The following is an 18,469-nucleotide window of genomic DNA, read 5'->3' as shown; positions in this document are numbered from 1 at the left end:
ACACATCGACGGGGCCGTGGTGATGCCGCCCGAGGACCAGTTCTGGGGCAATCGGTACGGCATGGCCCGCGATCCGTTCGGGCACCAGTGGTCGCTGGGGCAGCCGGTCTCAGCGCCGCAGGCCGGCCAGTAGCCGAGCGGTCACCGACGGTCCCGGGGCAGCAGCGGCCGCGGCGACCATGTCGGCCACCGCGGTGAACTTCGCGCGCGGCCTGCCCTCCGCCTCGCCGCGGCGGATCTCGGCGGCGTCGATCGCCTGCCAGCCCGCCGCGTCGATGACGCCGGGGCGCCGGGCGCGGACCAGACGCTCCACCGCACCGGGCCGCCCGACCGGATCGGTGAGAAGCCCGGCGTTGAAGTCGTCGACGAGTCGCGACACGGTCTGCATGGCGCAGGACTTGTTGGTTCCGATGAACCCAGTGGGTCCCCGCTTGATCCAGCCGGCGACGTACGAGCCGGGCAACGGGCGTCCGGATTCCGGGTCGACGACCCGGCCGCCGTCGTTGGGCACCACCGCCGCAGCGTCGTCGAACGGAAGCCCGGGGACGGGCTTGCCGCGATAACCGATCGATGTGAGCACCAGGCCGGCGTCGAGGTGGGCGGTGTCCTCGGTTCCGGTGCGGCGGAACTCGATTCCCGTCACGCGATCGCTGCCCACGATGCGGTGCGGAGTCAACCGGTAGGCCAACCGGATTCGCGGCCGCGCGGCAGTGGCCGAGGCCACCGGCAGCTTGGCCAGGATCTCCAGCTTCGCCGTGGTGAGTGCATCCTCGACCGCGGCGAGGTCGCGCCGCACGAGGTCGCGGTCCTCGGCGTCGAGCACGACGTCGGCGACCGATGTCAGCCCGATCAGCTCGGGCAGGGTGAAGGCGGAGTCGGCGGGATCGCGCCGGGCGGCGATGACGACCTCCCGTATCGCCGAGGCACGCAACGCCTGCAGCGCCGCACCCGAGATGTCGGTGCGCGCCAGGTCGTCGGGGTCGGCGGTCAGAATCCGGGCCACGTCGAGGGCGACGTTGCCGTTGCCGACGATCACCACCTGCTCGTGGCCCAGCTCGACGTCCAGTGCGGCGAAATCGGGATGACCGTTGACCCAGGCCACCGTCTCGGTCGCGGTGCCGGTACCGGACAGGCCCATGCCCGGGATGTCGAGCCTGCGGTCGTCGGGCGCACCGACGGCATAGAGCACCGCATGGTGATGCTCGAGGAGTTCGGCATGCGAAAGATGCTTACCCACTTCGACATTGAGGAAGAACGTGAAGCGGGGATGGCTGCTGATCCGGTCGAAGAGCCGCGTCACACCCTTGGTGCTCTGGTGATCCGGGGCGACACCGGCACGGACCAAGCCGAACGGGGTGGGCAGTTTGTCGAAGACATTGACCCGGACGCCCTTCTGCGTCAGCAGCTCGTCGGCGGCGTACATGCCTGCCGGTCCCGACCCGACGATGGCGACCGTGAGGTCCCCTCCGCGGTGTAGCTGCGGCGCCGGCAACACCGGTGCGAGCTTGGACGTCGGCGGCAGCTTCACACCGGCAGGGCGCTCCGGATAGAACGAGGCATTGAGTTCGACGAACGGGAGTTGCGCGGCCGCCAGGTTCCGGTCGGGCACGATCGCGCCGACCGGGCACGCGCTGACGCACGCCCCGCAGTCCACACACGCCACCGGATCGATGTAGAGCATCTCGGCGGTGGCGAAACCCGGCTCGTCAGGGCTGGGATGGATGCAGTTCACCGGGCATGCGTAGACACAGGACCCGTCGCTGCAACACGACTGGGTGATCACATGGGGCACAGTGCGTGAGTCCTTCGGCCTACGCGGCGGTGACCACGTGCTGGCGGGCCGGCTCGCTGCGGAACCGAGTGGGCTGACCGTCGATCCGGCAGATCCGCCACATCAGCTTCGCCAACGGGTTCATCAGCCCGGTGTCGGTGGCGAGCATGCGGACGTCACCGAACATGTCGCGCAACATCTGTCGCGACTCGGGTGAGGAGAAGAAGATCTCCTTGCGCACCGAGCGCGGGATGTCGAACTCCTTCCAGAACGCCCTCGGCGGGACGATGATCGCCGAGCACAGCACCCGCATCACCACAGGCACGTAGAGCGACAGCCAGAACCGCTTGCGCCGCGGCAGGTGGGGCACCCGCTTGCGCAGGTACTCGTGGGCGAACGAGATGTGCCGGGCCTCCTCGGCGACGTGGATCGCCATCACCCGTTCCATGATCGGGTGCAACGTCTTGCCTTCGCGCAGAACGTTTTTCTGCGTGTGGTCGATCGGCTCCTCGCCGGCCAGGATTCCGAACCAGAACGGGATGGGCAGCGGTCCGGCCACCAGCGGAATACCCGGCTGAAGCCACTTCAACAGCCGCGGCATGCCGGGCACGTCGGCACCAATGCGGTTCACCATCTCCTGGAACATCATCGTGTGGTTGCACTCTTCGACCGCCTCGTGCAGGCAGTACCGGTATTCCGGTGAGCCGTTGGGCGTCCAGAAGGCGTACTCCATCAAGCCCCGGATCAGGATGGACTCGAAGTGAAGACCGACCTTGGCGACGTTGGACTGCCGCCACATGCCGATCTCGATCTGGCGCTGCTTGGTCTGCGACTGGTACCAGGGATGCCGTCCGATCGGGTCGCTTGCCGGCAGAATCCAGCGCTCGTCGTTGGGCACGACGGCGAACTCGGGTGAATCCCAGTCGATATCGGTGTAGGGATTGAAGTTCCTGCGCACCGAGCCCTCGGAGAGAGTAGCCAGCTTCTCGACGTAGACGGTGTCGTCCAGCACGTCCATGTTGCGGCGCCAGCGTCGCACGATCTTGGTTCTCGCCATGACATCCTCCTCAGAGGTTTACATTGGGGCGGGTGATGTCCAAACGGTACCGCAGGTATCACCTAAGTGTCCATACCCGTTTTCAGCTATGCCGAACGGCTGGATTTCGGGAGTGGCGCGCCGACTTCTAGGCTTGAGGTATGGCTGATGCAGCGCTGACGATCCCCGCCGACCTCAAACCTGCCGACGGCCGCTTCGGGTGCGGACCGTCGAAGGTACGTCCCGAACAACTGCAGGCACTGACCACCACCGCCGCCGGTTTGTTCGGAACCTCGCACCGACAGGCGCCGGTGAAGAACCTGGTCGGCCGGGTTCGCGACGGGCTGCGTGAGCTGTTCTCCCTGCCCGACGGCTACGAGGTGATCCTGGGCAACGGCGGTGCGACCGCGTTCTGGGATGCCGCCGCGTTCGGCCTCATCGACAAGAAGTCGCTGCACCTGACGTTCGGCGAGTTCTCGGCCAAGTTCGCCTCTGCGGTGGCCGCCAACCCGTTCGTCGGGGACCCCATCGTGATCAAGGCCGACGCGGGCAGTGCGCCGGAGCCGACGTCCGACCCGTCGGTCGACGCGATCGCCTGGGCGCACAACGAAACCTCGACCGGGGTCGCCCTGGGTGTCAAACGCCCCGCTGGTTCCGGCGATGCCCTGCTTCTCATCGACGCCACCTCCGGAGCAGGTGGCTTGCCGGTCGACGTCAGCGAGGTCGACGCCTACTACTTCGCGCCGCAGAAGAACTTCGCCAGCGACGGTGGGCTGTGGCTGGCCCTGCTGTCACCGGCCGCGCTGGCCCGCATCGAGGCCATCGCCGCCTCCGGGCGCTGGGTACCCGACTTCCTGTCGCTGCCGATCGCGGTCGACAACAGCCTGAAGAACCAGACGTACAACACCCCGGCGATCGGCACGCTGGTGCTGATGGCCGAGCAGCTCGACTGGATGAACGGCAACGGCGGCCTGGACTGGGCGGTCAAGCGCACCGCCGACTCCTCGAGCAGGCTCTACTCCTGGGCCGAGGCGTCGTCGTATGCGACCCCGTTCGTCGCGGACCCGGCGCTGCGCAGCCAGGTGGTGGGCACCATCGACTTCTCCGACGACGTCGACGCGGCGGCCGTCGCCAAGATCCTGCGGGCCAACGGGATCGTGGACACCGAGCCGTACCGCAAGCTGGGCCGCAACCAGCTCAGGATCGCGATGTTCCCCGCCATCGAACCCGATGACGTCAGCGCGCTGACCCAGTGCGTCGACTGGGTGGTCGAGCGGCTCTGACCCGGGGCCGTAACTCCAGCGTGTCCTAACCGTTATTTTCGGCGCGCCGAGTTAGAGTCCGGACGAAGGAGGTCGGCATGCGTGAGCTCAAGGTGATCGGACTCGATGTCGACGGCAAAGCCATCATCTGTGAAGGTCGCGACCCGTCCGACAAGTTTCTCCTGCCAGTCGATGACAGGCTGCGTGCCGCCGTGCGCGGCGACCGGTCGTTGGGTCAGACCCTGAGGGACATCGAGGTCAAAGGCGTGTTGCGTCCCAGAGATATTCAGGCCCGCATCCGAGCAGGTGCATCCGTCGAGCAACTGGCCGAAGCATCCGGCATGGACGTCAGCAAGATCGAGCGCTTCGCCCATCCCGTCCTGCTGGAACGCCAGCGCGCCGCCGAACTGGCCACCGCCGCCCACCCGATGCTGGCCGACGGTCCGGCGGTCGTGACGCTGCTGGAAGCCATCAGCGCGTCCCTCGCGGGCCGCGGCCTGAGCTCCGAAGCCACCACCTGGGATGCCTGGCGCAACGACGACGGCCGCTGGACCGTGCAGATGGCGTGGCAGGCCGGTCTCTCGGACAACGTGGCGCACTTTCGGTTCTCCCCCGGTGCGCACGGCGGCACCGTCACCGCGGTCGACGACGCGGCCAGCGAACTGATCGACCCTGGCTTCGAGCGCACGCTGCGGCCCGTCGCCCCGGTCGCCCTCGTGGAATTCGAGGAGGAGCCGGAACCGGCGCAGGCCCCTGTCGAGACCGAGCCTTCACCGCCGGTCCCGCCGGTTCGCGCCAAGCGGACGAAGGCCAAGCCGACCGTTCCCGCCTGGGAGGACGTTCTGCTCGGAGTGCGCTCCAGCGGCCAGCGCTGACCCGCGCTAACGCGCGAGGAGCCCGAGCAGGGTGATCCACCCGGCCGCGACACCCACGGCAGCACCCAGCACGAACCACCGTCGCACCGGTATCTGACGCCAGCCCCACAACGTGGGTGCCAGTCCGCCGACCGCGATCAGGTTGAGCGCGACGGCCACCGCCGGGTGCACCCGGACCATCCCGAGGCTGAGGACGACGATCGCCGCGCCCACGATCGCTGCGACGAACGCCGCGACCGTCAGCCCGGTGCCCCACGGGGTCGACTCTTCGGTCATGGCTGGCCTCCTCTGCCCGAGTCGGCAGAATCCTATCCGGCCGACCTGACCCGTTCGTAGAACGCCAGCGCGGCGGCCGTGGCCACATTGAGCGAGTCGGTGCCCCGCGACATCGGGATGCGTACCCGCACATCACTGGCCCGCATCGCAGTCTCGGTCAGCCCGGGCCCTTCGGCGCCGACGAGCACCGCGACCTTCTCCCCCGCCAGCTCGTCCATCGCGTGCGCCAACGTCTGCGCCTGCGGGTTGGGCGTCATGGCCAGCATCCGAAAGCCTTGCTGCCGTAGGGCATTGAGGTCGGCGGGCCAATGCTGCGCCTTTGCGAAGGGAACCCGCAGGGCATGGCCCATCGACACCCGCACGGCGCGGCGGTAGAGCGGATCGGCACAACCGGTGCCGAAGATGACCGAGTCGACACCGAGCCCGGCCGCATTGCGGAAGATCGAGCCGAGGTTCTCGTGGTCGTTGACGCCTTCCAGGACGGCCACCGTGCGAGCCCCGTCGACGACATCGCCGACTGTCAGCTCAGGTGCCCGCCGGGCGGCCCCCAGGACACCGCGGTTGAGGTGAAATCCGACCACCTCGGCCATCACCTCGGCACTGGCCCGGTAGTACGGGATACCCACACCGGCCAGATCGTCCCCCAGTTCGGTGAGGCGGCGCTCGGTGCCCAGGAACGCGTGCGGGCGGAAGCGCGACGCCAGCATGCGCTGAACGACCAGCACGCCTTCGGCGATCACCAGGCCCTTACCGGTGGGCAGATCGGGTCTGCGGTCGATGCTGTTGAGGTCGCGGAAGTCGTCGACCCTCGGGTCGGCGGGATCGGTGATGTCGATGACGTCGAGCGCGCCGAAACCCTTGTCGCTCACGCGTCTTCGTCGACGAGCGTGGTCATCAGATCCGCCGCACGCAGCAGGGTGTCGCGGTCTTCGGCAGCCAGGGTGGCCAACCGCTTACTCAGCCACTCCTGACTGGCCCGGCGTTCGCTGTCGACCAGACCCGCACCGGTCGGCGAGACGGCCACCAGGACCTGGCGCCCGTCGGCCGGGTGGGCGGAGCGCTCGACCAGACCGAGTTCGGTCAGCGACCCGATGATCCGGGTCATCGACGGTGGCCGGACCCGCTCCCGCGAGGCGAGCGCACCGGGTGTCATCGCGCCTTCCTTGGCCAGGGTGGTCAACGCGGACAGCTGTGACAGCGTGACCGTCGACTCGACCCGCCGGAAGCGGAGTTGCCGAGCCAGGCGGACGACAGCCAGGGACAGATCACCGGCGAGCAGCAGATCCCCATCCTTCACATCGCAAACATACGACACAACAACCCCGAAACCTCTCAACCTGCAACTATCGATCTGCGCACCCTACCGGCCATCGCATCGGTTAGTTTGGACCGCAATGCCTTCCGATCCGCGCGAGCCGAACCCCGGGCCGGTGGCCGACCCGCAGCCGCCGGCACTCCCGCCGGCCCTGCTCGACCCCTGGCCCGTCATCGTCACCGGAGCGATCCTGTGGGCGCTGGCGACCATCGCCGCGTTCGTGGTTCCGGCCCTGCAGACGTGGCGACCGATCACCGTCGCCGGTCTCGGTGTCGCCGTCGTGGGCACCTCGATCTTCCTCTGGCAGCGCGCGGCCGCCCGCCGCGGTGCCCGCGGGGCGCAGACGGGTATCGAACCGCGCCGACCCTAGCCCGACAACCATCGCGTGACAGCAAGGAGAAACCATGGCAGCGCCACTGTTGCAAGCGGAGATCGAGATCAACGCGCCGGTGAACAAGGTGTGGACCCTGATCTCGGACCTGGGCAACATGCCCAAGTGGAGCCCGCAGTGCCGGGTGATGAGGGCACTCGGTCCGCTGCGACCCGGTACCCGCACGCTGAACCTCAACCGGCGCCACAACCTGTTCTGGCCGACGACGTCGACCATCACCGAGGTGATCCCCGAGCGCAAACTCGCCTTCCGGGTCAACGCCAACAACACCGTGTGGAGCTATGAGCTCGAGCCCACCGCCACCGGCACCAAGGTGGTGGAGACCCGGCACGCCGAGAACGGCGTCAAGGCGATCTCGACGATGACCGTCAATGCCGTCCTGGGTGGGGTGCCGGGCTTCGAGAAGGAACTCGTGGCCGGGATGAACACCTCGCTGGCCCGCATCAAGGCGGCCGCCGAAAGTTAGTCGGCGGGATCGGCCTGCTGGGGCTCGTCGACCTGCTCGGCGGGCTCGTCCTCGCCAGCCGGTTCCGCCGGCTCGTCGACCGTCACGTCGGAGGCTGGCTCCGGCTCGTCGACTGCATCGACAGTCTCGATCACGATGTCAGCGGCGGGCGCCTCCGCTGGCCGTTCGACGACGTCGAGGACGCCGTCGTCGAACGGGTCGTAGATCGGTGACCCGGTGCCGGGCGGAGGCGGGGTATCGGAATGCGCGCCGCAGCCGTACTCGAAGTCGACGACGTGGCCGTCGGCGGCCAGCTCGTTGCAGCACACCCCGAACATGACGCCGAGCGCGCCGTCGAGCCGAATCATGAAACCGCAGTCGCGGCAGGAGCGCTTGGTCGAGCGTGCCATCGGGGCGTCGGGCCCGTAGTCGCCGTCATGCCAGCGCTGGGCGGCCAGGTCCCTGCCGAAGGCACTGAGGACCTGGCGCCGGCCGAAGCCGATCTCCAGGGCGGTGTCGTCAACCAGCGGATCACCGGTCGCGGTGTAGCCCGGCGCCAGCCTCGGGTCGTTGACCGGCGGCGCAAGCAGGTCACCGGGGCTCAAGTCGCCCGGCCTGACCCGGTTCTCCCACGGCACCCAGGCCGGTGCGAGCAGCGCGGTCGGCCCGGGGACCAGCACGACTTCACTGACCGTGGCGTGATCGGCGCCCGGATAGGCCGCCACCACCACCGCCCACTGCCACCCCTGATAGCCCGGCATGTTCGCCAGGAATCGGTGCGTGGCGGCCGTCTCGTCCTCGTAGGCGACGCCCAGGTACTCCCCGACCGTGTCGCCACTGAACTCCACAATCGCCTGACGAGCCAGGTCCACGGCGCCGTCGAGCACGGCGGCGACCGCGTCGGACGGCTCACCCCGATACACCGGAGCCGCGGATTCGGCGGAGTCGATCTGGCTGTCCATCGACACCAATCTTGCCTCACGACTCCTGCGGGTAGCCACACCGGTCGCGTCTGCGTCCCACCAACGCTGGATGGGGGAGAATCGTGACGTGTCTGGAAGGCGGCGCGACCACCCGAGCGCGGAACCGGTGTCCGGTTCGGCGCGCCGTTATCCGGCCGGCGGAACCGGCGAGCATCCGGGCATGGCCAACTACCCCAGCGATGAGGGAGCCGACTACGGCACCCCCTCGCGGCGCCGCCCGGATCCGCCGCCGAGCGCCAACCGCTACCTGCCGCCGCTGGACTCCGAACGTGGCCACGGCGGCGGCTCGGAGATACCACCGCGCTCAAGGGGCGTCGGTGACGGCGCCGGCGAGCGCATCACCGTCACCCGCGCGGCCGCCATGCGCAGCCGCGAGATGGGCGAGCGGATGTACTCGATGGTCCACCGGGCGGCCACCGCCGATGGCGCGGACAAGTCCGGCCTGACCGCACTGACGTGGCCCGTGATGGCGAACTTCGCCGTCGACTCGGCGATGGCGGTGGCGCTGGCCAATACGTTGTTCTTCGCCGCCGCCTCAGGTGAGAGCAAGAGCAAGGTGGCCCTGTACCTGCTCATCACGATCGCCCCGTTCGCGGTGATCGCTCCGCTGATCGGCCCGGCGCTCGACCGGGTCCAGCACGGCCGGCGCGCCGCGCTGGCCATGTCGTTCATGCTGCGCACCGTGCTCGCGATCGTGCTGATCATGAACTACGACGGCGCCTCCGGCAGCTACCCGTCCTGGGTCCTCTATCCCTGCGCGCTGGGAATGATGGTGCTGTCCAAGTCATTCAGCGTGCTGCGCAGCGCCGTGACGCCACGGGTGATGCCGCCGAGCATCGACCTGGTTCGGGTCAATTCGCGGCTGACCGTGTTCGGCTTGATCGGCGGCACCATCGTAGGCGGCGGTATCGCTGCCGGCGTCGAGTACATCTTCACGACGCTGTTCGGGTTACCGGGTGCGTTGTTCGTCGTCGTGTTCGTCACCCTCGCCGGCGCTTCACTGTCGATGCGCATTCCGCGCTGGGTGGAAGTGACCGAGGGTGAGGTCCCCACCACACTGACTTACCACGGCCGCAGCGGACCGCTGGGCGGATGGTCCGGTGACGCCGTGACCGCGCCCATCAACTCACCTCGACAGCCGTTGGGCCGCAACATCATCACCTCGCTGTGGGGCAACTGCACGATCAAGGCGATGGTCGGGTTCCTGTTTCTGTATCCCGCTTTCGTAGCCAAGGCCCACCAGGCCAGCGGGTGGGTGCAGCTGGGCATCCTGGGCACGATCGGGGCCGCGGCGGGCATCGGTAACTTCGCGGGCAACTTCGCCGCGGCACGTCTGCGGCTGGGACGGCCCGCGCTTCTGGTGGTGCGCGCCTCGATCGCGGTCACTGTGATGGCGCTTGCCGCCGCGGTGACCGGCAGCCTGATCGTCGCGGCGGTCGCCACACTGGTCACCTCGGGCTCCAGTGCGATCGCCAAGGCCTCCCTTGATGCCTCGTTGCAGGACGACCTGCCCGAGGAGTCGCGCGCCTCGGCGTTCGGCCGGTCCGAGTCGGTGCTTCAGCTGGCGTGGGTGATGGGTGGGGCACTCGGCGTGCTGGTGTACACCGAACTATGGGTAGGGTTCACCGCGATCAGTGCGTTGCTGATCCTCGGGCTGGCCCAGACGATAGTCAGCAATCGAGGGGCCTCTCTGATACCGGGCTTCGGCGGTAACCGCCCGGTGCTGGCCGAGCAGGAAGGTAAGTCGGCGGTGACGAACCTGTGAGACGTTGGCTTCGTTGGGTTCTCGTCGTCGCGGTGGTTTTGGCGTCGGCCGGTGCGGGTATCGGCGCGTGGCTGCTCACCCGTGACACCAACGACACGCTGCCACAGGTCAGCGCCTACTCGCACCAGCACTCGGTACGTGTCGGGCCCTACGTGTACTGCAATGTGAGGAACCTCAACGACTGCCAGAACCCGAAGACCCAGGGTGAACTGGCCGTCGGCGAGCGCTATCCCGTTCAGCTGTCGGTGCCCACCACGATCGGGCGGGCACCGTGGCGGCTGCTCAAGGTCTACGAGGACGAGAACAACTCGACCACCACCGTCTTTCGCCCCAATTCCACTCTGGCCGTGACCATTCCGACGGTGGACCCGCAACGCGGCAAACTGACCGGAATCGTGGTGCAGTTACTCACCCTGGTGACCGACCCACAGGGTCAGCTCCGTGACGTGCCGCACGCGGAATGGTCAGTGCGCCTGGTGTGGAGCTAGCCCGCGAACTGGTCGGGAACCCGTTCGCCGTCGCGGGTCGGCCCCGGCGGCGTGCCGTCGCCGAAAGGTCTGCCGCCCAATGCTTCTCGTCCGTGCGGCGTCAGCCAGTTCGACAGCTCGGGACCTTTCGGCACGATCCGGGTGGGATTGATGTCGGCGTGCACGATGTAGTAGTGCTGCTTGATCTGTTCGAAGTCGGTCGTGTCGCCGAAGCCCGGAGTCTGGAACAGGTCACGGGCATAGGCCCACAACACCGGCATCTCGGCAAGCTTGGCGCGGTTGCATTTGAAGTGGCCGTGATAGACCGGGTCGAAGCGGGCCAGGGTGGTGAACAGTCGCACGTCGGCCTCGGTGATGGTGTCGCCCACCAGGTATCGCCGGTCGGCCAGCCGCTCGGAGAGCCAGTCGAGTGCGGTGAACAACCGGTCATAGGCCTTGTCGTAGGCATCTTGTGAGCCGGCGAAACCGCAGCGGTAGACGCCGTTGTTGACCTCGGTGTAGATACGCCGGGCCACCTCGTCGATCTCGTCGCGCAGCGGTTCGGGATACAGCTGCGGAGCGCCGGTGCGGTGGTGGGCGGTCCACTGGGTGGAGAAGTCCAGCGTCATCTGCGCGAAGTCGTTGGTGACGACCTTGCCGGTCGAGACCTCGACGATCGCCGGCACCGTGATGCCCTTCGGATACTGCGGGTCGCGGGCGAAGTACGCGTCCTGCAGCCGCGGGATCTTCAGCACCGGATCCACCCCGGCGGGATCGAGGTCGAACGTCCAGCTGCGCTCATCGTGGGTCGGCCCGCAGAAGCCGATCGAGAGCGCATCCTCCAGGCCCAGCAGACGGCGCACGATGATCGTCCGATTGGCCCACGGGCAGGCGCGGGCGACGATCAGCCGGTACCGGCCCGCCTCCACGGGATAACCGTCGGACCCGTCCGCGGTGATCCGCGTGGTGATGTAGTTGGTATCGCGCGTGAATTCGCCGCCGCCGGCCACATAGGTCACCCGACCAGTGTTACCCAGAGCGGACGTCGGTGACGCGTGTCAGGCGTCGAGCTCGCGCGCGACCGCCTTGACCACCTCGGAGACCCGGCGGGCCACCTTGCGGTCGGGGTAGCGCCCCTTGCGCAGCTCGGGCTGCACGGCGCCTTCGAGCAGCGTGATCATGTCCTCGACCATGCCGTGCAGTTCGTCGGGCGTGTGCTTGCGCTCGACGACAGCGGCCTCGCGACGGGTGCGGGTGATGCTCGGCGGCGGGTCGATCAGCTTGACGCTCAACGCCTGCGGCCCGCGGCGACCGGAGGCCACCCCGAATTCCACCTTCTGGCCGGCCTTGAGACCTTCCACGCCGTCCGGCAGAGCCGAGGCACGCACGTAGACGTCCTCGCCCTCTTCCTGGGAGAGGAAGCCGAAACCCTTCTCGGCGTCGTACCACTTCACCTTGCCGGTCGGCACTGGTCTCACCTGCTCTGTCTAACTGGTCCGTGACAACATGAAGCGTCCCGCGGGTGCAGGACGCGTGCCGGTGATCCTACTCGGGGAACAGTCGAGGAAGCACCCCCGTTTAGTTCGGTAGGCTGGCCAAACCCCTGGAGGAGACATGCGCCTGGTCCTGAACGTCATCTGGCTGCTGTTCGGCGGCCTATGGCTGGCTCTGGGTTACGCGCTCGCCGCAGTGGTCTGCTTCGTCCTGATCATCACCATTCCGTTCGGGTTCGCCTCGCTGCGCATCGCCTCCTATGCACTGTGGCCGTTCGGCCGGACCATCGTGGAGAAACCGGGGCCGCGGCCCGGCGCGCTCATCGGCAATGTCATCTGGATCCTGCTGTTCGGCCTGTGGCTGGCGATCGGCCACATCGTCAGTGCGGTGGCGATGGCGATCACGATCGTGGGTATCCCGCTGGCCTTGGCCAACCTCAAACTCGTTCCGGTGTCACTGGTGCCCCTCGGCAAGGAGATCGTGCCCGTCGACCAGGTTGCGGCGGCCGCGTGACCGACACCATGCTCGGCCTGCCGTCGGTGCGTCGCGACGACGCCGCTCCCGCCGAGGGCATGCCCGTCAGCGGTCCGCTGGTCGACACGTTCGGCCGAGTGGCCACCGATCTGCGGGTGTCGCTGACCGATCGGTGCAATCTGCGCTGTACCTATTGCATGCCCGCCGAGGGCCTGGACTGGCTGCCCAGCGACGATCTGCTGACCCGGGACGAGTTGACGCGGCTGCTCGCGGTGGCAGTCGGCAGGCTCGGCATCACCAACGTCCGCTTCACCGGCGGCGAGCCGCTGCTCTACAAGGGCCTCGAGGAGATCGTGGCCGCCACCGCGGCGCTGCGACCGCGCCCGGAGATCGCGCTGACCACCAACGGCGTCGGGCTGGCCCGCCGCGCCGAGGCCCTGGCCGCCGCCGGACTGGACCGGGTCAACGTCTCGCTCGACACCGTCGACGCCGAGCGGTTCTCCGCCATCACCCGCCGCGACCGCCTCACCGACGTGCTTGACGGGCTGGCCGCGGCGGCGGCCGCCGGACTGCGGCCGGTAAAGGTCAACGCCGTACTCGACCCGGTGTCGGGTCTCGACGACGCCGTCCAGTTGCTGACCTACTGCCTGGAGTTCGGCTACCAGCTCCGCATCATCGAACAGATGCCGCTGGACGCCGGACACAGCTGGCGCCGCGATACGACGCTGAGTGCCGACCAGATCTTCGCGGCCCTGGCCGCGCGGTTCGACCTAACCCCGGACCCGGCCCCGCGCGGGTCCGCGCCCGCCCAGCTGTGGCAGGTCGACGGCGGCCCGGCCACCGTCGGCGTCATCGCATCGGTGTCGCACGCCTTCTGCTCGGCCTGCGACCGGACCCGGCTGACCGCCGACGGTCAGGTGCGCAGCTGCCTGTTCGCCACCGAGGAGACCGACCTGCGCGCGCTACTACGCAAGGGCGCCGACGACGACGCGCTGGAGTCGGCCTGGCGCACCGCGATGTGGCGCAAGGCGGCCGGTCACGGCATCAACGACCCCGACTTCGTACAGCCCCAGCGCCCGATGAGCGCGATCGGCGGGTGAGATGGCTGAGGTTCCCGAACCGGTCGTGGTGACGGTTCGATTCTTTGCCGCGGCGCGGGCGGCCGCCGGCACCGACGCGGATGAACTGACCTTGGCCACCGGTGCCACTGTGGCCGATGTGGTCAATGAACTGTGTTGCCGCGGTGACGAATTGGCACGCGTGTTACAGCGGTGCTCGTACCTGTGTGACGGTGTCGCAGTCCGGGATCGGGCGCTCAGGCTGCAATCCGGCCAGATAGTGGACGTGTTACCCCCGTTTGCCGGCGGATGACCGTGATTTGCGTCACATAACGATCAGGTCACGAGATGGCCAAGTGGCGGTGGGACGCCATATTTACCAGGGACAACGCCCGGATGACGTGGGCATTTAGAGGTCTTTTAAGGTTTGCCGCTAGCAGAAACGCCAGTTTTTGCAAAAGGTGACGACTCTCTCCATAGCCATTACCGTCTCTCAACAGGTCAGCCCCCTCAACCAGGGCAGGCCCTTTCCGCTCCTAGCGCCAAACTCCATCCAAGGAGCGGAGAGACCAACGAGAACCAATGGATGGAGGCGGGGGACCCAACCGGTCCACCGAGATCGGACCCGGAGTCGCCAGCGACTCCTTGGGGTGAAGCCGAAGTCGTTCCACCAGGAGCGGCCAGGCCGGGCAACCTCTCCAGCCCGAACCCGACAGCTGACCTCGCAGGCGTTTAGAGAGGATTCAACCGACCTATGAGTGGACGGCATCGCAAGCCCACCTCCTCGTCCATCAGCGTCGCCAAGATCGCCTTCACCGGAGCCGTTATCGGCGGCGGAAGCATTGCGCTTGCCGGTCAGGCCCAGGCGGCTCCCGACTCCGAATGGGATCAGGTAGCGCGCTGCGAGTCCGGCGGCAACTGGGCCATCAACACCGGCAACGGCTACCAGGGGGGTCTGCAGTTCTCCCCCGGCACCTGGGCCGCACACGGCGGCACCCAGTACGCCCCGGCGGCCAACATGGCCACCAAGGACCAGCAGATCGCCATCGCCGAGCACGTGCTGGCCACTCAGGGCAGAGGCGCATGGCCGGTGTGTGGTCGCGGTCTGTCCGGTGCCACCCCGCGCAACGTCGTCAACGAACCCGCGCCTGCAGCCCCGGTCGAGGCCGTCGCGCTCGACGCGCCGCTGCCTGAGGCCCCGGTGCCCGCCCCCTACTGTCCCTTATACACAACTCAGCGGCGATGGCCAAGGCGGGTGCGACCACCCTGATCCTGGTCACCAACACCGTGGCCGGCCGGCAGTGGAAGCGCGAGCTGATCGCCAGGACGTCACTGACCGAGGAGGAGATCGGCGAGTACTCCGGTGAGCGCAAGGAGATCCGCCCGGTCACCATCGCCACCTACCAGGTGATCACGCGGCGCACCAAGGGCGAGTACCGGCATCTGGAGTTGTTCGACAGCCGCGACTGGGGGCTCATCATCTACGACGAGGTGCATCTGCTGCCCGCCCCGGTCTTCCGGATGACGGCCGATCTGCAGTCCCGGCGCCGGCTGGGGCTCACGGCAACCCTGATCCGGGAGGACGGCCGCGAAGGTGACGTCTTCAGCCTCATCGGCCCCAAGCGCTACGACGCGCCGTGGAAGGACATCGAGGCCCAAGGCTGGATCGCTCCCGCGGAATGCATCGAGGTCCGGGTGACGATGACCGACAACGAGCGGATGCTCTACGCGGTCGCCGAACCCGACGAGCGCTACAAGCTGTGCTCCACGGCGCGCTCGAAGATCGCGGTGGTCAAGTCGATCCTGGCCCGCCATCCCGACGAGCCGACGTTGGTGATCGGCGCGTACCTCGACCAGCTCGACGAGCTTGGGGCCGAGCTGGATGCGCCGGTGATCCAGGGTTCGACGAAGAACGCCGAGCGCGAGGCACTGTTCGAGGCGTTCCGCCGCGGCGAAGTCCGCACCCTGGTGGTCTCCAAGGTGGCGAACTTCTCCATCGACCTTCCGGAAGCCTCGGTGGCCGTACAGGTTTCGGGAACATTCGGATCGCGCCAGGAGGAAGCGCAGCGACTGGGCCGGCTGTTGCGCCCCAAACACGACGGTGGCGGGGCGGTGTTCTACTCGGTCGTCTCCCGCGACAGTCTCGACGCCGAGTACGCCGCGCACCGGCAGCGATTCCTGGCCGAACAGGGCTACGGATACGTCATCAGGGACGCTGACGACCTGCTGGGCCCCGCCATCTGATCGGGTTCGCCAACACCCCAACGTTCTGAGCGCGAACGGCCCCCACGCGAGTTACTCTTCGCACAAATTGTTCTCGTCGTAAAAAAGGGGCATCCCGTGAGGGCAGCGAGCTTCGTCGGTCGAGTCGGTGGTCTTGCGGTTGCCCTTGGTATCGGCGCCGCCGCGTTCAGCGGGTCAGCGGTGGCGTGGGCGGACAGCCCGTCGTCGGATTCCTCGTCCCCGCACGCCTCCTCGGCGCGCTCGACGGCCAATCATGATGGACCGAAGGCCGCGGGTGCGTCGAATAAGCCGCAACTGCACCCGGTCTCCGCGGCTGCCGCGACGCGAAGCCGGACCCCCGCCCCCGCGACGGCGATCTCGGCGGTGCCGGCCGGCGTCACCGCCGCCGTTGAGGATTCCTCGACGGACGGCACCCCGCCGGCGCCGGCGGAATCACCACTGGACCTGACGTTGCTGGAATACAGCCGCCGCGAGCTGACCAGTACCGCACATTCCGCGCGCACCGCACTGCCGGCCGCGGCCACCACATCACTGCAGACCGCGGGGGTGCAGGCCGCCGCCGCGCAGAACATCGGCATCATCATGGGGCCGAGCGGCGTGCCGGTGCCCACCGAGAACTACATCCTCAAGGTCTATGCGCTCTACGTTCAGCAGAACAGCCCGAACGGGACCATTCCCGTCGAACTCACGACGCCCGAGGGGTTGTACCCGATCACCGGTGTGAAGAGCCTCCCCCTTGACATCTCGGTGACCCAGGGCATCGCGAGCCTGCAGACGCAGATCGACCAGCAAATCGCCCTGCAGCACTCGATGACGATCTTCGGTTACTCCCAGAGCGCCATCATCTCCTCGCTCATCATGAGCACCGAGCCGACGAGCGAGCCGATCAACTTCGTTCTGGTCGGCAACGAGATGAACCCGAACGGCGGCTTTCTGTCCCGGTTCCCGGGCCTGACCCTGCCGAGCCTGGGCCTGACCTTCTACGGCGCGACACCCAACGACCGCTTCCCCGTCGTCAACTACACCCAGGAGTACGACGGCTTCGCCGATTTCCCGAAGTACCCACTGAATTTCCTGGCCGACCTCAACGCGGGGTTGGGCATCGTGTTCGTGCACACCAAGTACGCCGACCTCAGCCCGCAGCAGGTGAGTCAGGCCATCCTGTTGCCGAGCAGCACGTCCGACCAGAAGTACTACATCATCCCGACCGAGAATCTGCCGCTGCTCGAACCGCTGCGCCTGATCCCGCTGATCGGCAACCCGCTGGCCGATCTCCTGCAGCCGGCGCTCAAGGTGATCGTCAACCTCGGCTACGGCAGCGACCCTTACCAGGGGTGGTCGAGCGACGGGTATGCAGATGTGCTGCACCCGTTCGAGTTTCTGCCGAACATCGACGTGGGTCAGGTTGTCCAGGCCCTCGTGGCGGGCGTCCAGCAGGGCGTCAGCGACTTCGTCTCGGACTTCGCGCCGGGTGGATCCTTCTGGCAGGAACTGTCGTCGATCAAGTTACCGACGTTCGGCCCGGTGGCTCTGCCGACGAGCCCGGGCGGCATCATCTCCGCCGTCCAGGACGTGACGACGAAGGTGGCCTCGGCGATCTCGACGGCCGCCGCGTCGCTGTATGCGGCGCTGCTGCCGACGGCCGACATCGTCAACGCCATCGCGACCATGCTGCCGGCCTACAACGTGACGCTGTTCCTCGACGGCATCCAGCAGGCGATCCACGGCGATCCCCTCAACGGCCTGCTCAATGCGTTCGGCCGTCCTCTTGCCGCCGACGTCGGTCTGGTGACCACCGCCGGGCTGATCGAGTTCCTCGTTGTGGCGCAGGCGATCGCCGGCGTGTTCGGTGTCCAGCCCAGCACCTAGGTTCGCGGCGGGCGCATGTCGTTCGGGTCATCGGGGTCGGGGTCACCGAACCAGCGCGACGGCTCGTGCTGGCCATAGGCATCGTGCCAGTCCCACCATTCGTAGGCCGGACTCTGCGGGTAGCCGGGCGGGGAGTCTTCCCACTTCTCCTGGCGCCCGAGTGCGGTCATGTCCAGGAAGCTCCACGTCGTCCCGAGCGCCTCGTCACCGCGGTTGTTGATGAAGTATGTGCGAAACACTGTGTCGCCGTTGTGAATGAAGGAGTTCGTGCCGTGCCACGCGTCGACGTCGAAGTCGGCGTCGAACGAGTCGGTGATCTGGTACCACGGCATCGTCCAGCCCATCCTCGCCTTGAGGCGTTCGATGTCTGTGTGCGGCGCCCGTGACACGAACACCAGGGTGGTGTCGCGGGCGTTGAGGTGGGCCAGGTTCCCGACGTGGTCGGCCATCATCGAGCAGCCGCGGCAGGCGTGCTCGGGCCAGCCGTGTACCTCAGGCTCGAAGAAAGCGCGGTAGACGACGAGCTGGCGGCGGCCGCCGAACAGGTCGAGGAGGCCCATCTCGCCGTCGGGGCCGACGAACGTGTAGTTCTTGTCCACGGCCAGCCACGGCATGCGTCGGCGTGACGCGGCCAACGCGTCGCGGGCCCGGGTCAGCTCCTTCTCCTTGACGAGCAGTTCCCGATGGGCGCTACGCCACTGATCGCGGGAGACGACTTCTGGTGTCTGCATTGCACTTTCCTTT

Annotated in this window: 19 protein-coding genes, 3 pseudogenes and 1 riboswitch; of the genes and pseudogenes, 13 read left to right on the top strand and 9 right to left on the bottom strand. The window is 67.7% G+C overall.

All coding sequences use genetic code 11. The features are described from left to right. Positions 1-7: 7 nt before the first annotated feature. A pseudogene (locus HBE64_RS24950) lies at positions 8-133 on the top strand (VOC family protein); the annotation flags it as partial. On the opposite strand, the gene HBE64_RS03430 reads toward HBE64_RS24950, so the two are convergent. Both HBE64_RS03430 and HBE64_RS03425 read right to left on the bottom strand, forming a co-directional pair. Beyond that, positions 110-1,792: an FAD-dependent oxidoreductase gene (locus tag HBE64_RS03430; RefSeq protein ID WP_167097789.1), complete on the bottom strand. Its 1,683-nt coding sequence runs from the start codon at positions 1,790-1,792 to the stop codon at positions 110-112. The pseudogene HBE64_RS24950 and the gene HBE64_RS03430 sit on opposite strands and share 24 nt — an antisense overlap. A 19-nt stretch (positions 1,793-1,811) precedes the next feature. Then, a complete protein-coding gene (locus HBE64_RS03425; protein WP_167097787.1) occupies positions 1,812-2,828 on the bottom strand; it encodes a diiron oxygenase in 1,017 nt (338 codons plus the stop codon). Positions 2,829-2,968: 140 nt separating this feature from the next. Between HBE64_RS03425 and serC the strand changes: the two genes are divergently transcribed. Continuing rightward, positions 2,969-4,090 carry a phosphoserine transaminase gene (gene serC / locus HBE64_RS03420; protein WP_167097785.1) on the top strand — a complete coding sequence of 374 codons (1,122 nt, stop codon included), beginning with the start codon at positions 2,969-2,971 and terminating at the stop codon, positions 4,088-4,090. A gap of 77 nt (positions 4,091-4,167) precedes the next feature. Then, entirely contained in the window at positions 4,168-4,944 is a 777-nt protein-coding gene (sepH, locus tag HBE64_RS03415) for a septation protein SepH (RefSeq protein ID WP_167097783.1), read from the top strand. Between the two features lie 6 nt (positions 4,945-4,950). On the opposite strand, the gene HBE64_RS03410 is transcribed toward sepH, so the two are convergent. The 3 genes from HBE64_RS03410 to HBE64_RS03400 are packed head-to-tail and all read right to left on the bottom strand — an operon-like array spanning position 4,951 to position 6,517. Then, entirely contained in the window at positions 4,951-5,220 is a 270-nt protein-coding gene (locus HBE64_RS03410) for a DUF2537 domain-containing protein (RefSeq protein ID WP_167097781.1), read from the bottom strand. A gap of 32 nt (positions 5,221-5,252) precedes the next feature. Next, the gene (locus HBE64_RS03405) at positions 5,253-6,089 is read right to left on the bottom strand and encodes an RNA methyltransferase (protein WP_167097779.1); all 837 of its coding nucleotides are present in this window, start codon (positions 6,087-6,089) and stop codon (positions 5,253-5,255) included. Next, positions 6,086-6,517, bottom strand: coding sequence for a MarR family winged helix-turn-helix transcriptional regulator (locus HBE64_RS03400; protein ID WP_167097777.1), 432 nt, complete (start codon positions 6,515-6,517; stop codon positions 6,086-6,088). The genes HBE64_RS03405 and HBE64_RS03400 overlap by 4 nt, the downstream gene beginning before the upstream one ends. A 97-nt stretch (positions 6,518-6,614) precedes the next feature. On the opposite strand from HBE64_RS03400, the gene HBE64_RS03395 reads away from it, so the two are divergent. Continuing rightward, on the top strand, positions 6,615-6,905 hold the full coding sequence (locus tag HBE64_RS03395) for a DUF2530 domain-containing protein (RefSeq protein ID WP_167097775.1): 291 nt from the start codon (positions 6,615-6,617) through the stop codon (positions 6,903-6,905). A gap of 34 nt (positions 6,906-6,939) precedes the next feature. Further along, positions 6,940-7,392, top strand: a complete 453-nt coding sequence (locus HBE64_RS03390; protein WP_167097773.1) for an SRPBCC family protein — start codon at positions 6,940-6,942, stop codon at positions 7,390-7,392. Here the strand turns inward: HBE64_RS03390 and HBE64_RS03385 are convergent. Further along, positions 7,389-8,342 (bottom strand): DUF3027 domain-containing protein, encoded by a 954-nt coding sequence (locus HBE64_RS03385; RefSeq protein ID WP_371744166.1) that lies wholly within the window; start codon positions 8,340-8,342, stop codon positions 7,389-7,391. The genes HBE64_RS03390 and HBE64_RS03385 overlap by 4 nt on opposite strands. Before the next feature lie 172 nt (positions 8,343-8,514). Here HBE64_RS03385 and HBE64_RS03380 point away from each other — a divergent pair, with 172 nt between their 5' ends. Both HBE64_RS03380 and HBE64_RS03375 read left to right on the top strand, forming a co-directional pair. Beyond that, positions 8,515-10,119, top strand: a complete 1,605-nt coding sequence (locus HBE64_RS03380; RefSeq protein WP_243841603.1) for an MFS transporter — start codon at positions 8,515-8,517, stop codon at positions 10,117-10,119. Beyond that, a complete protein-coding gene (locus HBE64_RS03375) occupies positions 10,116-10,607 on the top strand; it encodes a DUF2771 domain-containing protein (RefSeq protein WP_167097767.1) in 492 nt (163 codons plus the stop codon). The genes HBE64_RS03380 and HBE64_RS03375 overlap by 4 nt, the downstream gene beginning before the upstream one ends. Here HBE64_RS03375 and HBE64_RS03370 read toward each other — a convergent pair. Both HBE64_RS03370 and HBE64_RS03365 read right to left on the bottom strand, forming a co-directional pair. Further along, positions 10,604-11,605, bottom strand: coding sequence for a glutathione S-transferase family protein (locus HBE64_RS03370; RefSeq protein ID WP_167097765.1), 1,002 nt, complete (start codon positions 11,603-11,605; stop codon positions 10,604-10,606). The two genes, HBE64_RS03375 and HBE64_RS03370, sit on opposite strands and share 4 nt — an antisense overlap. Before the next feature lie 39 nt (positions 11,606-11,644). Continuing rightward, positions 11,645-12,055 (bottom strand): cold-shock protein, encoded by a 411-nt coding sequence (locus HBE64_RS03365; RefSeq protein ID WP_167108578.1) that lies wholly within the window; start codon positions 12,053-12,055, stop codon positions 11,645-11,647. Positions 12,056-12,200: 145 nt separating this feature from the next. On the opposite strand from HBE64_RS03365, the gene HBE64_RS03360 reads away from it, so the two are divergent. From HBE64_RS03360 to HBE64_RS03335, 6 genes and pseudogenes are all read left to right on the top strand, one after another. Beyond that, positions 12,201-12,593, top strand: coding sequence for a YccF domain-containing protein (locus HBE64_RS03360; RefSeq protein ID WP_167097763.1), 393 nt, complete (start codon positions 12,201-12,203; stop codon positions 12,591-12,593). After that, positions 12,590-13,654: a GTP 3',8-cyclase MoaA gene (moaA, locus tag HBE64_RS03355; protein ID WP_167097761.1), complete on the top strand. Its 1,065-nt coding sequence runs from the start codon at positions 12,590-12,592 to the stop codon at positions 13,652-13,654. The genes HBE64_RS03360 and moaA overlap by 4 nt, the downstream gene beginning before the upstream one ends. A gap of 1 nt (position 13,655) precedes the next feature. Further along, a complete protein-coding gene (locus HBE64_RS03350; RefSeq protein ID WP_167097759.1) occupies positions 13,656-13,925 on the top strand; it encodes a MoaD/ThiS family protein in 270 nt (89 codons plus the stop codon). A gap of 217 nt (positions 13,926-14,142) precedes the next feature. Then, positions 14,143-14,357: riboswitch (cyclic di-AMP (ydaO/yuaA leader) on the top strand. Between the two features lie 9 nt (positions 14,358-14,366). Then, positions 14,367-14,834, top strand: a pseudogene (locus HBE64_RS03345) (transglycosylase family protein); the annotation flags it as partial. Positions 14,835-14,845: 11 nt separating this feature from the next. Then, positions 14,846-15,856 (top strand): annotated as a pseudogene (locus HBE64_RS03340) (DEAD/DEAH box helicase); the annotation flags it as partial. Between the two features lie 96 nt (positions 15,857-15,952). Next, positions 15,953-17,725: a PE-PPE domain-containing protein gene (locus HBE64_RS03335; RefSeq protein WP_167097757.1), complete on the top strand. Its 1,773-nt coding sequence runs from the start codon at positions 15,953-15,955 to the stop codon at positions 17,723-17,725. Here the strand turns inward: HBE64_RS03335 and HBE64_RS03330 are convergent. Further along, positions 17,722-18,456: a DUF899 domain-containing protein gene (locus tag HBE64_RS03330; protein WP_167097755.1), complete on the bottom strand. Its 735-nt coding sequence runs from the start codon at positions 18,454-18,456 to the stop codon at positions 17,722-17,724. The genes HBE64_RS03335 and HBE64_RS03330 overlap by 4 nt on opposite strands. Between the last annotated feature and the right edge of the window lie 13 nt (positions 18,457-18,469).

This window comes from Mycobacterium sp. DL592 (assembly GCF_011694515.1).
Taxonomy (GTDB): Bacteria; Actinomycetota; Actinomycetes; order Mycobacteriales; family Mycobacteriaceae; genus Mycobacterium.
This window is presented reverse-complemented; position numbering and strand designations above follow the sequence as displayed.

What these genes read in the sequence shown, in the direction of transcription:
- HBE64_RS03330 (WP_167097755.1), bottom strand. Translation starts at nt 18,456, where the DNA reads ATGCAGACACCAGAAGTCGTCTCCCGCGATCAGTGGCGTAGCGCCCAT.
- sepH (WP_167097783.1), top strand. Translation starts at nt 4,168, where the DNA reads ATGCGTGAGCTCAAGGTGATCGGACTCGATGTCGACGGCAAAGCCATC.
- serC (WP_167097785.1), top strand. Translation starts at nt 2,969, where the DNA reads ATGGCTGATGCAGCGCTGACGATCCCCGCCGACCTCAAACCTGCCGAC.
- HBE64_RS03390 (WP_167097773.1), top strand. Translation starts at nt 6,940, where the DNA reads ATGGCAGCGCCACTGTTGCAAGCGGAGATCGAGATCAACGCGCCGGTG.
- HBE64_RS03380 (WP_243841603.1), top strand. Translation starts at nt 8,515, where the DNA reads ATGGCCAACTACCCCAGCGATGAGGGAGCCGACTACGGCACCCCCTCG.
- HBE64_RS03395 (WP_167097775.1), top strand. Translation starts at nt 6,615, where the DNA reads ATGCCTTCCGATCCGCGCGAGCCGAACCCCGGGCCGGTGGCCGACCCG.
- HBE64_RS03360 (WP_167097763.1), top strand. Translation starts at nt 12,201, where the DNA reads ATGCGCCTGGTCCTGAACGTCATCTGGCTGCTGTTCGGCGGCCTATGG.
- HBE64_RS03350 (WP_167097759.1), top strand. Translation starts at nt 13,656, where the DNA reads ATGGCTGAGGTTCCCGAACCGGTCGTGGTGACGGTTCGATTCTTTGCC.
- HBE64_RS03410 (WP_167097781.1), bottom strand. Translation starts at nt 5,220, where the DNA reads ATGACCGAAGAGTCGACCCCGTGGGGCACCGGGCTGACGGTCGCGGCG.
- HBE64_RS03425 (WP_167097787.1), bottom strand. Translation starts at nt 2,828, where the DNA reads ATGGCGAGAACCAAGATCGTGCGACGCTGGCGCCGCAACATGGACGTG.